Raw genomic sequence first — 14,823 nt, 5'->3', positions numbered from 1 at the left:
GCCGGTAGCTTTGCGGGATGAAGCCACTAGCTATTCTTTTTCTGGTCCAGGTTAATCGAACGCGGGCTTTGGGGCTCGGCTGGGGCCGCGCGGCGGGGCGGCCGCTGGGGCTGCTGCTACTGGCCGGGGCGGGCTTCGGCCCCCAAACGGCTCAGGCTCAGGCCGCGCCGCAGGGCCGCATCACCATCAGCGGCACGGTGAAAGATGCCCAGACCGGCGAAGACCTCACCGGCGCGTCGGTGCGCCTGGTCGAGCTGCCCGGCGTGGGCACGGCGGCCAATGCCTACGGCTTTTACACTCTCACCGTGCCGGCCGGCACCTACACCGTGGAGGCCAGCTTTGTGGGCTACCCCGCCCAGCGCCGCCAGCTGGCCTTGGGCAAAAGCCAGCGCCTCGACTTCAAGCTGACCCCCGGCGGCCAGGAGCTGAACGAGGTAGTGGTAACCGGTCGCAGCTCGCAGGCCAACATCAGCCGGGCGCAGGGCGGCGTCGAAACGCTCGATATCAAGCAGATAGCCAAGGTGCCGGTGCTCTTTGGCGAGAAAGACGTGATTAAAACCCTGACCCTGCTGCCGGGCATCAAAACGGCGGGCGAGGGCAGCAGCGGCTTCTCGGTGCGCGGCGGCAACGTGGACCAGAACCTGATTCTGCTCGATGAGGCCGTGGTGTACAACGCCTCGCACCTGCTAGGCTTTTTCTCGACCTTCAACTCCGACGCTATCAAGGACCTGACCGTGTTTAAGGGCGGCATGCCGGCCCAGTACGGCGGCCGGCTCTCGTCGGTGGTCGATATCAAGATGAAGGACGGCAACAACCAGCAGCTCCACGGCAGCGGCGGCATTGGGCTCATTGCCAGCCGGTTGGCTTTGGAGGGGCCGCTGGTGAAGGGCAAGGGCTCGTTTCTGCTCACCGGCCGGCGCACCTACGCCGACGTGTTTTTGAAGCTCTCGCGCAACGAAACTACCAAGAACGCCAGCCTGTATTTCTACGATTTCAACGCCAAGGCCAACTACACCCTCAACGACCGCAACCGGCTCTATTTCTCGGGCTACCTGGGGCGCGACGTGCTGGGCATCAACAACTTCGGTAACAACTACGGCAACCAAACGGCTACGTTGCGCTACAACCACCTGTTTACCGACAAGCTGTTTTCGAATACGACGCTCATTTTCAGCAAGTACTCGTACCAGATTAAGATTCGGGCCAACGAGCAGGATTTCAGCATCGACTCCAAAATTCAGGACCTCAACCTGAAGCAGGATTTTGAGTACTCGCCCGGCGCGCGCCAAACGCTGCGCTTTGGCCTCAACGCCATTTACCACACCATTTCGCCGGGCCGCGTCACGGCCGCGGCCGATGCGGTGGTCAACTCCACGGCCGACCGCACCAACCACTCGCTCGAAACGGCCGGCTACGTATCGCACGAGTGGAGCGCCACCGACAAGCTCGACTTCACCACCGGCCTGCGCCTCTCGCAGTTCAGCCTGCTGGGTTCGGGTACTTACTCGGCGTACGATACGAATGGGAAGATTGTTAGCAGCCAGACGTATAACACGGGCGAAGTAGTAAAAACCTACCTCAACCTGGAGCCACGCTTTGCCGCCAGCTACGCCCTCACGCCCGACGTGTCGCTGAAGGCCGGCTACGCCCGCAACGTGCAAAACCTGCACCTGCTCAGCAACTCGGCCTCTACCTCGCCCACCGACCTCTACGTGCCTACCTCGCTCAACGTGAAGCCCGAGCTGGCCGACCAGCTCTCGGGCGGCTACTACCGGCGCTTGCAGGGCGGGGCGTACTCCTTCTCGGCCGAAATCTACTACAAGTGGCTCCAGCGCCAGGTGGACTACCGCGACGGCACCAACCTCAACGGCAACCAGGACGTGGAAAGCACCCTGCTCTACGGCAAGGGCCGCGCCTACGGCATTGAGCTGCTGCTGCGCAAGGAAACCGGCCGCCTCACCGGCTGGGTGGGCTACACGCTCAGCAAGAGCCAGCGCCAGTTTGCCGACATCAACGCCGGGGCCTGGTTTAATGCCCGGCAAGACCGCCCGCACGACCTCTCGGTGGTGGGCATCTACCAGCTCTCGCCCAAGTGGAGCCTCTCGGGCACCATTGTGGGCAGCACCGGCAACGCCGTGACGTTTCCCATTGGCAAGTACTTCGTGGCCGGCCAGGCCGTGAGCCTCTACGGCGCGCGCAACGGCGACCGCCTGCCCAGCTACCAGCGCCTCGACTTGGGCGCCACCCTCGAAAAGCCCCACCAGCAGGGTCAGCGTTGGCACAGCTCCTGGAACTTCTCCATCTACAACGTGCTGGGCCGCGAAAACCCCTACACCATTACCTTCGAAACCAACCCCGACGACGCCACCAAAACCCAGGCCCTGCAAACGGCCTTGTTTCGGATGATACCCTCGGCTACGTACAATTTCAGCTTTTAGGTAGTTGTCGTTCGGGCGGGTGGCCTCGCCCCCCGGTCCCCTCTCCTTCAGAGAGGGGGAGCCGGACGACTTTCTTCCTACCACAAGGTGCAGATTCACTTGCGCCCGGCTCCCCCTCTCTGAAGGAGAGGGGGCCGGGGGGTGAGGCGCCCCGCCAGAACGACCATCTCCATGCAATTTCCTTTCATCCTCCGCCAGCTGGCCCTGGCCGCTGGCCTGCTCACCGCCGCCTCGTGCCAGAAAGTGGTGACGCTCGACCTCAAAAACACCAGCCCGCAGCTAACCATCGAAGCCAACCTGGCCGACGATGGCCAGCCCTGCACCGTGCTGCTCTCCAAGAGCGTCGACTACACCCAAACCAATAGCTTCCCGGCCGTGAGCGGGGCTGCCATTACGCTTAGCGACGACGCGGGCGGCCGCGAAACCCTGGCCGAAACCAGCACCCCCGGCAAGTACCGCGGCCGCACCCTCACGGGCCAATCGGGCCGGCGCTACATGCTGCGCGTGGAAACCGAGGGCCAGGCCTACGTAGCGGCCTGCACGCTGCCCGCGCCGGTGGTGCCGCTGCTGAGCCTCAAGGCCCAGAAAAGCGTGGTGGGTACCAACATTCAGCTCGTGCCCGAGTACCAGGACCCGGCCGGCGTGCCCAACTACTACCTGTTTCGGCAGTACCGCAACGGCCGGCTCAATAAGACCATTTTCCTGCAGAACGACGAGTTTACCGATGGTAAGCTCAACGCGCGGGGCCTCAATGCCCAGGGCGGCGGCAACAATGCCGACGATGCCGACAAGCTGGCCACCGGCGACAGCGTGCGCGTGGAGATGCAAAACCTGGACCCCAACGCCTTCGAGTACTTCCGCACCCTCAACCAGACCTTGCAGGCGGGGGGCGCTTTTAGTACCACGCCCGCCAACCCGAAGTCTAATTTTGCGGGCGGTGTGCTGGGCTATTTCAGTGCCCACTCGCGGCGGCAGCGTAGCCTGGTGGTGCCTGCCTTATAAGCCCAGCGGGCCGAACACGAACCGCACCCAACTGCGTATACATATTTTCTTTTTCCTTCATCAACCAGCCCAACGGCTCTCTTCTTATGCCCGGAATTGAGGACATTCTAGCCAACAACCGCCAGTGGGTAGCCACTAAAAACAACGAAGACCCCGAGTTTTTTCAGCGCCTGGCCAACGGCCAGCAGCCGCGCTACCTGTTCATTGGCTGCTCCGACTCGCGGGTGCCGGCCTCGGGCATCACGGGTACCGGCCCGGGCGAGATGTTTGTGCACCGCAACATCGCTAATATGGTGGTGCACACCGACATGAACCTGCTCAGCGTGCTGCAATACGCGGTGGAAGTACTGGGCGTGCAGGATATTCTGGTGTGTGGCCACTACGGCTGTGGCGGCGTGGCGGCAGCCGCGGCCAACAAGCAGTATGGCCTGATTGACAACTGGTTGGTAAATATCCGCGACGTGGTGCGCCTGCACGAAACCGAGCTGCTGCGCATCAAGGACGATACGCAGCGTATGCGCCGCCTGGTAGAGCTCAACGTGATTGAGCAGGTGCGCAACCTGGCCAAAACCAACATCATTCAGAACGCCATGCGCGGCGAAAAACCGCCCCGCCTGCACGGCCTCGTGTACGACATTGCCGATGGCGTGCTCAAGGACCTGGATATGCACGGCGATGCGGTGATGGAGGAGATGGAGCACATCTACGGCGTAGATGCCGCCATCGAGAAGGGCGACGAAGCCGACCCCTACGAAGGCCCCCAGGTAGGCCCCACCGAAGAAGCCGAATGGCGGCCGAACGGGGGCAAGTAGCTGGTTGAGCAGGCGGGAGCAGCCCAGCGTGCTGAACGCAGGAGGGCCTCTTGCCTGGGGGAGTAACTTAATCGTCCCACGACGTTGGTTGCTCTCCCAGGCAAGAGGCCTTTCTGCGTTTGGTACGTCGTTGTGGTAGCGTATGTTCGGGCAAACTACTGCTAGTAAATAACTTATGCTAAGCTGGTCTGCCGTGGCGCTCGGTTGGTGCGGGCTAGCAGCCAGCGGTGCACCGGCCGCTCAAAAAAGCGGTAGCCGAGCTCGGCGAGAATAATAGTGGCCACAAACTGCCACCCTACGTGCCGGCTCCAGCCAAATGCACCGCGCCACCAAATGCTGAAAAGACCCACGTGAAACAAGTAAAAAAAGTAGGAGCTGCGGCCCAGCATTTGCAGTAGCGGCGTGGCTAGCCAGCGGCGCAGCCAGCTGGCCTCGGCCAGCAGCCCCGCCAGTAGCAGCGCCATGGCTAGCGGAAAAGCCACGATACTGAGCACGATGGCCGACGGGTATAAGTTGCCCTCGTAGGCCGGCTGGGGTGAGTTGATGGTGGCCAGCGCGCCCACCAGCAGCGCCATGCCCAGCGCTCCGGCCAGCGTGCGCCACGGCCACGTAGCTGCCGCGCAAGTGGGCCGCGCCCGCCACCAGCGCGCCAGCCCCACGCCGAGCGTGAACTCCAGCACGCGCCCAAAAAAAGTGAAGTTGAACAGGTGGTAATAGGAGCCGAAAAAGCCATGTAGCGCCGGCCGGCCCTGGCATAGACAGGTTAGCAGCAAGCCAAATGAGAAGACAGCCGCCACGAACCCCACGGCCCCCTGCCAACCGCGCCGCCCCCACAGCACTAGCAGCACGGGCACCGAAAAGTAGAAGCATTCCTCGGGCGTGAGCGACCAGCCCTGGGGCAGCCCTACGTACTTGAGGGTGCTGGAAAAGCCGCGCAACATGCTTTCGCTCAGAAAAACGAGTAGCAGCGAATTGCCCACTTTGCCCGCCGGCAGGGGCCAGTAGATGCGGGCCAGCACCGACGTGTTGAGCAGCAAGTAGGCCGGGTAGATGCGTGCTGCGCGCCGCCAAAAGTAGGCGCGCCACCAGCCCCGGCTTAGCTGCACGCTGCCCTGGTAGCGGTGGGCAATAACGAAGCCGCTGAGCACAAAAAACATGCTCACACCCAGGTAAAACTGCCGGCAAACCAGGTCTACCCAGCCCTCATGCCACGCCAACGGCCGGAAGTGTAGAAAAAAAACTAGGTAGGCCGCCACCGCCCGCAGGCCGGTGAGCGCCGGGTAATAGGCAGTTGCGCCGGCGGGCGCGGTAGGGATAGTGGGCGACATGGGCCCGCAAAATACTAACCCCGGCGCAGCCTTGGCCACCTGGCCGCAGCGCCCCAATACATTTGCACCAGCTTAACCGCGGCAAGCTGCCGCTTGCGGCAGGCGCTTTTTATGAAAAAACCCGTTACTCTTTTCTTGCTCGCGCTCGGCTGGGTGGGCACCGCCCAGGCCCAGGCGGTGCCCGCCGTCGCGCCCGCCGATACCGCGTACTGGCGCACCAGCCTCAAGGCGGGCGTTAACCTCAACGAGGCGGTGATATCGGATAACTGGAAGGGTGGTGGGGCTACCTCGCTGGGCCTGAGTACGCTCTTTAACGGCCAGGCGCACTACCAGCGCGAAAAGCGCAGTTGGGACAACGAGGCCGATTTTCTCTACGCCGGGCAGTACACCCGCGGCCAGGGCTACCGCAAAACCAACGACCGCCTGTGGCTCGACACCAAGTACGGCCACGCCCTCACGCCTAAGTGGGCCCTGTTTGGGTCGCTGAACCTGCTCTCGCAATTCGCGCCCGGCTACGACTACTCGGGCGAGGTGCCGCGGCTGGTATCCAGCTTTTTAGCGCCGGCTTACCTGACTAATGCGTATGGTATTGATTTTCACCCAAATAAGCGTTTTAGCCTGCGGCTATCACCGTTTGCGCCGCGCCTTACCCTGGTGCGCGGCCTGGCGCGCTTCCAAACCCTGCCTACCGATGTGGTGTATGGCGTGAACCCCGGCCACCACACGCGCTGGGAGGTGCTGGCGGCCCAGGTGCTGGCCACCCTCGACCAGCCGCTGGGCCCCAGCGCCAACTTCAAGGCCCGCTACCTGCTCTTCACCAACTACGGGGCGTTTCGGCTCCGCGACGTCAACCAGCGCCTCGACGTCACCCTCACGGCCAAAGTATATGGGTTGCTGAGCGTCAATTTTCAGAGCACCTTACTATATCAATACGACCAGGACCCCGGCATCCAGTTCAGCCAGGGGCTGGGCCTGGGCTTGTTGCTAACGCGCCAGAAGCCGGTGGTAGTACCGAAATAAACGTAGCCTTAGTGGGTTTTCGGTGGGGGTGGCGGGTACCTTTGCGGCCGTTTTCAAACCCCTCTTATGCCCCTGTTTTTACGAAATACCCTGGCCCTGGTATCGCTGCTGCCGCTGGCGGCGCAGGCCCAGCGCCCGGCCACCCCCGCCGACAGCGCCCGCCAGCGCGAGCTGAGCGAGGTAACCGTGTACGCCACCCGCCTCGGCCAGCTGGCGGGCCAGAGCGGCCGCTACGTAACCGTGGTGCCCGGCAGCACGCTCAGCCGCTACCCAGTGGCCTCGCTCGACGATTTGCTGCGCCTGCTGCCCAATATCGAGGTGCAGAGCCGGGGCAACTTTGGGGCGCAGGCCGACATTACGCTGCGCGGCTCCACGTTCAACCAGGTGCTCATTTTGCTGGATGGCATGCGGCTCAACGACCCGCTTACGGGCCACTTTGCGGGCTACCTGCCCATTACGCCCGCCGAAATCGAGCAGCTCGAAATAGTGCGTGGCCCCGGCGCGGCTCTCTACGGCCCCGATGCCGTGGGCGGCTTCATCAACATTGTAACTAAGACCTTTGCCGCCACCCACCGGCCCGATGCCGTGGAGCTGGCCGGTACTTTCCTGGCCGGCGAATACGGCCTTAAGAGCACCAATGCCGGCTTTTATGGCCAGGAGAAGGGCCTGCGCCTGGCGGGCGGCATTCTCAACAACACGGCCAGCGGCCAGCTGCTGAACCTGCCCGGCGGCCTGCGCAACGACTTCAAGCTGAATACCTACTCGCTGTCGGGCGCGTACCAGCTCACCGAGAAGTTCAGCGCCGCCGCCCGCGCCAGCTTCGACCGGCGCGACTTCAACGCCCAGAATTTTTACACTACCAACGCTGGCGACCGCGCCCGCGAAACCACCAGCCGCGACTGGTACCAGGGCCAGCTACGCTACGAGTGGAACGAGCGTGCCCGCACCGAGCTCTCCATTGTGGGCACGGCCAGCACCGACCTCTACGTGTATACGCCCACCACGGCGGCCAGCGACCACCTCCTGCACTACCTCAACGTGCAGGGTCAGCATCAGTTGCAACTATCTGCTAAAGTGCGTGTTACGCTAGGTGGCCAGGCCGACCGCCGCGCCGTGCAGAGCAACGACCGCGGCGACCACGCCGTGTGGCACACCGGGGCGTTTGCGGTGGCGGCCATTGCGCCCACGCCGGGCCTCAACGTGACGGCCGCCCTACGCCTCGACCACGACCAGAACTACGGCACCGAGGTGGTGCCCCAGCTCAACGCCAGCCAGCAGGTGGGCGAAAAGCTGACCGTGCGCGGGGCCGTGGGCCGCGGCATCCGGGCCCCCAACTTTACTGAGCAGTATAACTCGGCCATTCGGCCGGGCGTGGTGCCCACCGGCTTCAACGTGGGCAACCCTGGCCTGAGCGCCGAGCGCACCATCAACTACGAAGCGGGCCTCGACTACCAGCCCCTGCCGGCCCTCACGTTGCGCGGCACGTACTTCAACCGCTACGGCCGCAACCTGATTGACTACGTGAGCCAACCTAGTCAGCAAGTGATAGAGGCTACGGGCTTTACCAACCTGGATACGAAGCCAGGGAATACCACCACCTACCGCTTCGCCCAAAACCTGTTTGCAGTGACTACCCAGGGCATTGAAACGGAGGTGACTGCCCGCGCCCAACTAGCTGAGGGCTTGAAGCTTGATGGAAGCGTGGGCTACACCTACGTGAACCTTGCTACCGAGGGCGATGTGCAGTCGCAGTACCTCTCCAACGTGGCGCGGCACCTGGTGGCCGGCAATGTGAGCCTCACGCACCGCCACTTCACGGTGGCGTTTGGCGGCTTGTTCAAGCAGCGCGCCGGGCAGAATACCGTAGTCACGCCCACCAATGGCCAGCTGGTGGCCAGCCTCACGCCGAGCTACGCCGTCTTCAACGCCCGCCTCGACCTGGCCCTGCTGCCCGAGCGCGTGTGGCTGGTGGGCCAGGCCCAAAACCTGTTCAACGCCAAGTATTCCGACCTGCTGGGGGCCCAGATGCCCACCCGCTGGCTCATGGCCGGCGTGCGCGTGGCGCTGCGGAAGTGATACAGTGCCACCCGTCATTGCTTCGCGGTGCTCGCAATGAAAATTTTATAGCTATCTTAATGATTACCAAACCCTCCCGCCTTCTATTCATCGCCGCTTTTGCGGCCGTGTACCTGCTGTGGGGCTCCACGTACCTGGCTATTAAGTACGCCATCGCCACTATGCCGCCTTTCCTGATGGCGGGTAGCCGCTTCGTGCTGGCGGGCGGCATTTTGGCGCTGGCGGGCCGGGCCTCGGCCACCTACGAGCGGCCCACCTGGGCGCAGTGGCGCACGAGCGCGGTGGTGGGGGCGCTGCTGCTGGTGGGCGGCAACGGCCTGATAGTGCTGGCCGAGCGCACGCTGCCATCGAGCCTGGCGGCGCTGCTGGTGGCCAGCGAGCCTTTTTGGGTGGTGCTGCTGGGTTGGTGGTGGCTGGGCCAGGCGCGGCCCAGCGGGCGGGTGGTGCTGGGGCTGCTGCTGGGCTTTGGGGGCGTGTATCTGTTGGTAGGCGAGCAGCTGACGGCCGGTGGGGGCGGGGCCCAGCTGCTGGGCGTGGGCCTGGTGTTGCTGGCGGCCTTTAGCTGGGCGGCGGGCTCCATCTACGGGCTGCGCGCGCCGCGGCCCCGCTCGCCGGTGCTGGCCTCGGGTATGCAAATGCTGTGCGGCGGCACGCTGCTGCTGCTGCTGGGCACGGCCACTGGCGAGTGGCGGGGGCTGCACCCCAGCCAGTTTGGCACGGCGGCGTGGCTGGGCTGGGGCTACCTGGTAGTGTTTGGCTCGCTGGTGGCGTTCACGGCGTATAGCTGGCTGCTGCAACACGCCCCGCCGGCGCGGGTGGCCACCTACGCCTACGTGAACCCCGTGGTGGCGGTGCTGCTGGGCTGGGTCCTGCTGCACGAAGCCCTTACGGCCCAGATGCTGGTGGGGGCGGTTGTTATCGTGGGCTCGGTGGTGCTCATCACCACGCAGCAAAAGCAAGTTTGAGGGCCATGTAGTTCCGTTTGCTTTACCTTGCCCAAGTGTACCTAACTAAGTAGTGAGGAAGAACTTATGGGAAACTACACGTACCTGATTATCCGCACTGAAACGGAACAGAAAGAGCTGCTCGAAGCCAAGAACTTCCTGCCCTTTTTCTGGCTGACCCTGCTCGATGAGCCGGCCCTGGCGCGCGCCGAGCCTACCTGGAATTATGCCTTCTATGTGTGGCTAAATGGCGATGAGTACGAGCGCGAAACCCTGGACGATATCTGGCCCCGCCTCACCAACATCCACCTCCATAAGCCCGAGCTACTAGCCAACAGCGCCAAAGCCCAGCGCTGGCTGCAACACTACCACCCCGCGCTCGCGGCGGCCTACCAGGACTTTGTACGCTACCTACTGGCGCACTTGCCGGCCGAAGACGACCATATTCACCTGGATATCTACTCGTTAGCCGGGATGCAAGGTGCCGAGGGGCTGCTGGCAAGCCTGCGCGAACAACTCACGGCCATCGACCAGCTTCACCCCGGCCCGCTGGGCAGCCTGCCCCCCGACCTGCTCGCCCTAACAGGCTTTGCCAGCCTGCCGCCGGCCGTTGGGGAGGCCTACCCCGCTCTGCGCCAGCTCCGGGCCGCCCCGCCGCCGCCCGCGCGCCCGCCCACCCCGCCCGCCAAGGGTAGCCCACGCACTGCCTGGTGGGCCGCGCTAATCGGGCTAATGCTCCTATACACCAGCTACCGAGGCTACCACAAAGAGGGCCTGAGCTGGCTAGTGGCCAGCGTAGCGCTGGCCGGCGGGGCGGCGCTGGTGGCGGGCATCTTTCTTGCCCGCCTAAAGAAGGTGAGCTAGCGCCTAATCGCTAAATCAGGTTGTCGCGTGAGCGAGGGCTGAACGACTGGCCAGGCGGCGCACGCGTCAACCAGTCGGCCGGTCCCGGCGTCGGGCCGGGTGAATGACTGGCCAGGCGGCGCACGCGTCAACCGGTCGGAAGCCTCCGGCGTCGGACCGGTGCATGGCGCTAAGGGACACAGAAACAAGGGGATAGGGTAGTGGTAGATTTTAGTGCGGCGGCCGACTAATTAGGCGGAATATTGCGGCACATGCTGCATCTGCACCAGCAGAACTACTTGTCAAACACCCTACCTTATGCGTATTTTGCTATTGCTGTTTTTTGCCGGGGGCGTGGGGCAGGTGTTACCCCTGAGCCGGGGTTGCCAGCGCCCCCACTTTATTGTTTACCAAGGCAGACTTTAGTGGGAGCTTTTTGATTTATTATGATATTGATTAACAAGAGTTTGAAGAATAAATAAGAGGACTTCAGCGGGCTCGTTTCAGATTAGGTAATGCGAAAATACCCACCGTATTTCGCCCAGTCAATTATCCTTTCTGAGCCATGAAACACCTTGTTCTAAGCCTAAGTCTGCTGCTGGCTACCCTGCCAGCGGTAGCGCAAGTTTCCAGCCCTGGCCCCGCCGCCCGGCCCGATTCGCTTGCGGCCGCCCTGGCCACCGCGCCCGCCGTGCCCGATGCCGCGCCCGCCCCCGCGTTTGCCGCGCCCGATACGGTGGCGGCCCTGCACCAGTTGTTTGAGCGGGGCCGGGCCCGGCGGCGGCGGCTGGTGTTTGGGGCCCTGGGAATAGGCGGGGGGCTCACGGCCTTTGGCCTGTTCTCGAAGCCCGCCACCAACGACCCCCTCGATGCTGGCCTCACGCGCCTCTTCGGCGTGGCGGTGGGGGTTACCACCACGGCCATCGTGGCCGCCGGTATGATAGGCTTCGACCAGTACAGCCGCCTGAACGAAAAGCAGGCCTTAATGGACTTACAAAACAACGCCTTACCCAAGCGCGTGCGCCGCCAATTAACCCCCGCGTACTTCGAGCCCTACAAGCCCGGCCCCGGCCGGCGCTAAGCGGCACCTCGCTTCCTGCTCAGCATTTCGGGGCCTTTCGCTGCTTAAATAACGGGTTTCTGCCTTCTGAAAACGTCAGCATTGCCCCATAATTCGCTGCCGTCACTTGCTCTTTCTGCGCTATGAAAACGCTACTCTTGCCAATTGCCCTGGAGCTGGCCAGCTTCCCCGCCACCACCCAGGCGCAGGCCCTCGCCACTACTCCCGCGGCTACTTTCACACCGGCCGCATCCGATACGGTGGCGGCCATCCACCGGCTGTTTGCCGCCAAGCGCCGAGCGTGAAGCTGTGTACTAGCAGGCACCATACTGGCCGCGCTGGGAGTTGCTGTTGTAGTGGCATCGCAACCCCAAGAGCATAGCGGTGGGGGCGGCAGCTTTGCGCTCAGCAACGGTCCAATAGTTGGTTCAGCAGGCAAAGCTGTGCCAGCGGCGGGCATTCTCGGGGTGCCAGCAGTAACCGCCGAGCTGCTATTTTATTGCGACTTCAGCCGCCGAAGCGAAGAGCAGGCGCTGGAGGAGTTCCACACGCATCAGCTCCCAAAATTTATCAAACGGAAGCTTAAATCCAAGTATTTTCACTAAAACTCGCTAACCAACTCCCAACCAAACTGATTGGATAAAGCCGACCTTTTCACACCGTATTTTTGTTGATTGAACACGCCGCCGAAATCTGCGAAATCCGCGTAATCTGTCTAAATCTGCGATGAAAGTTTGCCTTGCCGAAAAGCCCAGTGTGGCCCGCGAAATTGCCCAGGTTATCGGGGCCGACCGGCGCATGGACGGCTACTACGAGGGCAACGGCTACCAGGTAACCTGGACGTTTGGGCACTTCTGCCAGCTTAAGGAGCCCGACGACTACCGCCCCGAGTGGAAGCGCTGGAACCTGCACGACCTGCCCATGATACCCGAGCAGTTCGGCATCAAGCTCATGCGCCGCGACGAGGGCGTGGTCAAGCAGTTCAACACCATCAAGCGCCTGCTCGACGCGGCCACCGAGGTCATCAACTGCGGCGATGCCGGGCAGGAGGGCGAGGTCATTCAGCGCTGGGTTATTCACGAGGCCAAGTGCCGCAAGCCAGTGAAGCGCCTCTGGATTTCGTCGCTCACGGAAGAGGCTATCCGCCAGGGGTTTAATAACCTGCGCGACGGTAAGGAATTCGACAGCCTCTACCAGGCCGGGCGCAGCCGCGCGGTGGGCGACTGGCTGCTGGGCCTCAACGCCACGCGCCTCTTCACCCTCAAATACACCACCTACCAGGACAAGCAGCTGCTCAGTATCGGGCGGGTGCAAACGCCCACGCTGGCCTTGCTGGTGGCCCGCCACCACGAAATCACCAACTTCCGGCCCGAGCCGTACTGGGTGCTGAAAACGCAGTACCGCGATACCACCTTTACGCGCATCAACACCGAGGCCGAGCAAAAGCAAGCCCAGGACGCCCCCGACGAGCAGAGCCGCCTGCGGGCGCTGGGCTACTTCGTGAAGGAAGACGAGGCCAACCAAGCCCTGGCCGCCGTGCGTCCCGCGCCGCTCACCGTCACGAATGTTGAGATTAAAAAAGGCCGCGAGTCGCCGCCGCGCCTCTTCGACCTCACCGCGCTGCAAGTGCAGTGCAACAACCAGCTGAGCCTCTCGGCCGAGGATACGCTCAAGATTGTGCAGGCCCTCTACGAGAAGAAGGCCGTGAGCTACCCGCGCGTCGATACCACGTTTTTGCCCGACGATGTGTACCCCAAAATCCCGGGTATTCTGAAGGGAATCGGCTACTCGAATCTCACCGCGCCGCTGCTGGCCAATAAGATTCCGAAGACGCCTAAGGTATTCAACAACAACAAGGTAACCGACCACCACGCCATCATCCCGACGGGTAGCGGCGGGCCCGGCGGCGGCATGGAAACCAGCGTGTACGACATCATCGTGCGTCGCTTCATCGCCGCCTTCTACCCCGACTGCGAGGTGAGCAACACCACCGTGCTGGCCGAGGCTGCCGAGTACCTGTTTCGGGTGCGCGGCCGCCAGATTCTCAGCCCCGGCTGGCGCGTGGTCTACGGCGACCCGGCCCAGCAAACCGCGCCCAAGCCCGCCGCCCCCGCCGGCGCGGCTACTGATAAGGCCGCCACCGGCAACGACGACGACGACGTGGTGAGCACCGTGCTGCCCAGCTTCGCCAAGGGCGAAAGTGGCCCCCACCAGCCGCGCCTGGAAAGCAAGATGACCCAGCCGCCCAAAGACTACACCGAGGCCAGCCTGCTGCGCGGCATGGAAACGGCCGGCCGCAACATCGACGACGAGGAGCTGCGCCTGGCCATGAAGGAAAGCGGCATTGGCCGCCCCAGCACCCGCGCCGCCATCATCGAAACGCTGTTCAAGCGCAACTACATCCGGCGCGATAAAAAGCGCCTGCTACCCACGCCCACCGGCGTCGAGCTGATTGGCCTCATCACCAACCCCACCCTAAAATCGGCGGAGCTTACTGGCCAGTGGGAGAAGAAGTTACGTCAAATTGAGCGCAACGAATTGCCCTCCGACCAGTTCCTGGACGAGCTAAAGGGCCTGGTGCGCGAGATGGTGCAGGAGGTGAAAACCGACCGTAGCGGCCGGGCCGTTTCGTCAACTGCCAACTCTCAGCCGCTAGCTGGCAGCCCTGAACAAGCCAAGGCTGCCAGCCGAATAGCGGCCGCCCCCAAGGAAAAAGCTAACAGCCAACAGCTAACAGCTAACAGCTTAGGAACCTGCCCCGCCTGCAAAACCGGCCACATCCTGCGCGGCAAAACGGCCTTCGGCTGCGCCCGCTTCCGCGAGGGCTGCCAGTTCCGGCTACCCACCGAGATTTTGGGCAAAAAGCTGACCGACTCGCAGGTGAAGAGTCTGTTTGCCAAGGGCCGTACGCAACTCATAAAAGGCTTCATGACGGGCGCGGGCGAGAAGCTCGACGGCGCGCTGGTGCTCGACGCCAGCCTCAACCCCGAGCTGGTGCCCGCCGCCGAAAGCAAGCCCACCACCGCCACCGACCCCGGCCAGATTCCGTGCCCCGTGTGCAAGCTTGGCACCATGCTCAAGGGTAGCAGCGCCTTCGGCTGCTCCCGCTTCCGCGAAGACTGTCAGTTCCGGGTGCCCTTCGAGTGGGGTGGTAAAAAGCTGACTGATACGCAGTTGCGCCAGTTGCTCCGCCGCGGCGAAACGGGGGTTATCAAGGGGTTCTTATCAGCCAAAACCGGCAAGAAATACGACGCCGCGCTGAAAGTGGAGGAGGGCCGCGTGGTACCCGTATTCAGTTAG

At 63.1% G+C, this 14,823-nt stretch carries 11 protein-coding genes; 10 read left to right on the top strand and 1 reads right to left on the bottom strand.

Annotated features, from left to right (window positions below; translation table 11 throughout):
* Nucleotides 1-17 precede the first annotated feature (17 nt).
* The 3 genes from QMK33_RS03615 to can all read left to right on the top strand — a co-directional run bounded on the left by QMK33_RS03615 (nt 18) and on the right by can (nt 4,252).
* Complete coding sequence (locus QMK33_RS03615) at nt 18-2,438, top strand: TonB-dependent receptor (protein WP_283563180.1); 2,421 nt, start codon at nt 18-20, stop codon at nt 2,436-2,438.
* 171 nt (nt 2,439-2,609) lie between these two features.
* Nucleotides 2,610-3,440: a DUF4249 domain-containing protein gene (locus tag QMK33_RS03610; protein ID WP_283563179.1), complete on the top strand. Its 831-nt coding sequence runs from the start codon at nt 2,610-2,612 to the stop codon at nt 3,438-3,440.
* Nucleotides 3,441-3,526: 86 nt separating this feature from the next.
* A complete protein-coding gene (gene can, locus QMK33_RS03605; RefSeq protein WP_283563178.1) occupies nt 3,527-4,252 on the top strand; it encodes a carbonate dehydratase in 726 nt (241 codons plus the stop codon).
* A 173-nt stretch (nt 4,253-4,425) separates the two neighbouring features.
* Here can and QMK33_RS03600 read toward each other — a convergent pair whose 3' ends face one another.
* Nucleotides 4,426-5,580, bottom strand: coding sequence for an acyltransferase family protein (locus QMK33_RS03600; RefSeq protein WP_283563177.1), 1,155 nt, complete (start codon nt 5,578-5,580; stop codon nt 4,426-4,428).
* A 111-nt stretch (nt 5,581-5,691) separates the two neighbouring features.
* Here QMK33_RS03600 and QMK33_RS03595 point away from each other — a divergent pair, with 111 nt between their 5' ends.
* From QMK33_RS03595 to QMK33_RS03565, 7 genes are all read left to right on the top strand, one after another.
* Complete coding sequence (locus QMK33_RS03595; protein ID WP_283563176.1) at nt 5,692-6,600, top strand: DUF3078 domain-containing protein; 909 nt, start codon at nt 5,692-5,694, stop codon at nt 6,598-6,600.
* Nucleotides 6,601-6,666: 66 nt separating this feature from the next.
* The gene (locus QMK33_RS03590) at nt 6,667-8,676 is read left to right on the top strand and encodes a TonB-dependent receptor plug domain-containing protein (protein WP_283563175.1); all 2,010 of its coding nucleotides are present in this window, start codon (nt 6,667-6,669) and stop codon (nt 8,674-8,676) included.
* 59 nt (nt 8,677-8,735) lie between these two features.
* Nucleotides 8,736-9,641 carry an EamA family transporter gene (locus tag QMK33_RS03585; protein WP_283563174.1) on the top strand — a complete coding sequence of 302 codons (906 nt, stop codon included), beginning with the start codon at nt 8,736-8,738 and terminating at the stop codon, nt 9,639-9,641.
* 66 nt (nt 9,642-9,707) lie between these two features.
* Nucleotides 9,708-10,484: a hypothetical protein gene (locus QMK33_RS03580; protein ID WP_283563173.1), complete on the top strand. Its 777-nt coding sequence runs from the start codon at nt 9,708-9,710 to the stop codon at nt 10,482-10,484.
* Nucleotides 10,485-11,028: 544 nt separating this feature from the next.
* On the top strand, nt 11,029-11,544 hold the full coding sequence (locus QMK33_RS03575; RefSeq protein ID WP_283563172.1) for a hypothetical protein: 516 nt from the start codon (nt 11,029-11,031) through the stop codon (nt 11,542-11,544).
* A gap of 122 nt (nt 11,545-11,666) precedes the next feature.
* Nucleotides 11,667-11,828 carry a hypothetical protein gene (locus tag QMK33_RS03570; RefSeq protein WP_283563171.1) on the top strand — a complete coding sequence of 54 codons (162 nt, stop codon included), beginning with the start codon at nt 11,667-11,669 and terminating at the stop codon, nt 11,826-11,828.
* Between the two features lie 421 nt (nt 11,829-12,249).
* Nucleotides 12,250-14,823: a type IA DNA topoisomerase gene (locus QMK33_RS03565; RefSeq protein WP_283563170.1), complete on the top strand. Its 2,574-nt coding sequence runs from the start codon at nt 12,250-12,252 to the stop codon at nt 14,821-14,823.

Source organism: Hymenobacter sp. H14-R3 (assembly GCF_030063445.1).
In the GTDB taxonomy this organism is placed as follows: domain Bacteria; phylum Bacteroidota; class Bacteroidia; order Cytophagales; family Hymenobacteraceae; genus Hymenobacter.
Note: the sequence above shows the minus strand (reverse complement) of the source record. Positions and strands in the feature narration are given on the sequence as shown.

Excerpts from the sequence above, each read along its gene's own strand:
- QMK33_RS03565 (WP_283563170.1), top strand. The coding sequence starts at position 12,250 with ATGAAAGTTTGCCTTGCCGAAAAGCCCAGTGTGGCCCGCGAAATTGCC.
- can (WP_283563178.1), top strand. The coding sequence starts at position 3,527 with ATGCCCGGAATTGAGGACATTCTAGCCAACAACCGCCAGTGGGTAGCC.
- QMK33_RS03575 (WP_283563172.1), top strand. The coding sequence starts at position 11,029 with ATGAAACACCTTGTTCTAAGCCTAAGTCTGCTGCTGGCTACCCTGCCA.
- QMK33_RS03585 (WP_283563174.1), top strand. The coding sequence starts at position 8,736 with ATGATTACCAAACCCTCCCGCCTTCTATTCATCGCCGCTTTTGCGGCC.
- QMK33_RS03610 (WP_283563179.1), top strand. The coding sequence starts at position 2,610 with ATGCAATTTCCTTTCATCCTCCGCCAGCTGGCCCTGGCCGCTGGCCTG.
- QMK33_RS03600 (WP_283563177.1), bottom strand. The coding sequence starts at position 5,580 with ATGTCGCCCACTATCCCTACCGCGCCCGCCGGCGCAACTGCCTATTAC.
- QMK33_RS03595 (WP_283563176.1), top strand. The coding sequence starts at position 5,692 with ATGAAAAAACCCGTTACTCTTTTCTTGCTCGCGCTCGGCTGGGTGGGC.
- QMK33_RS03570 (WP_283563171.1), top strand. The coding sequence starts at position 11,667 with ATGAAAACGCTACTCTTGCCAATTGCCCTGGAGCTGGCCAGCTTCCCC.
- QMK33_RS03615 (WP_283563180.1), top strand. The coding sequence starts at position 18 with ATGAAGCCACTAGCTATTCTTTTTCTGGTCCAGGTTAATCGAACGCGG.
- QMK33_RS03590 (WP_283563175.1), top strand. The coding sequence starts at position 6,667 with ATGCCCCTGTTTTTACGAAATACCCTGGCCCTGGTATCGCTGCTGCCG.
- QMK33_RS03580 (WP_283563173.1), top strand. The coding sequence starts at position 9,708 with ATGGGAAACTACACGTACCTGATTATCCGCACTGAAACGGAACAGAAA.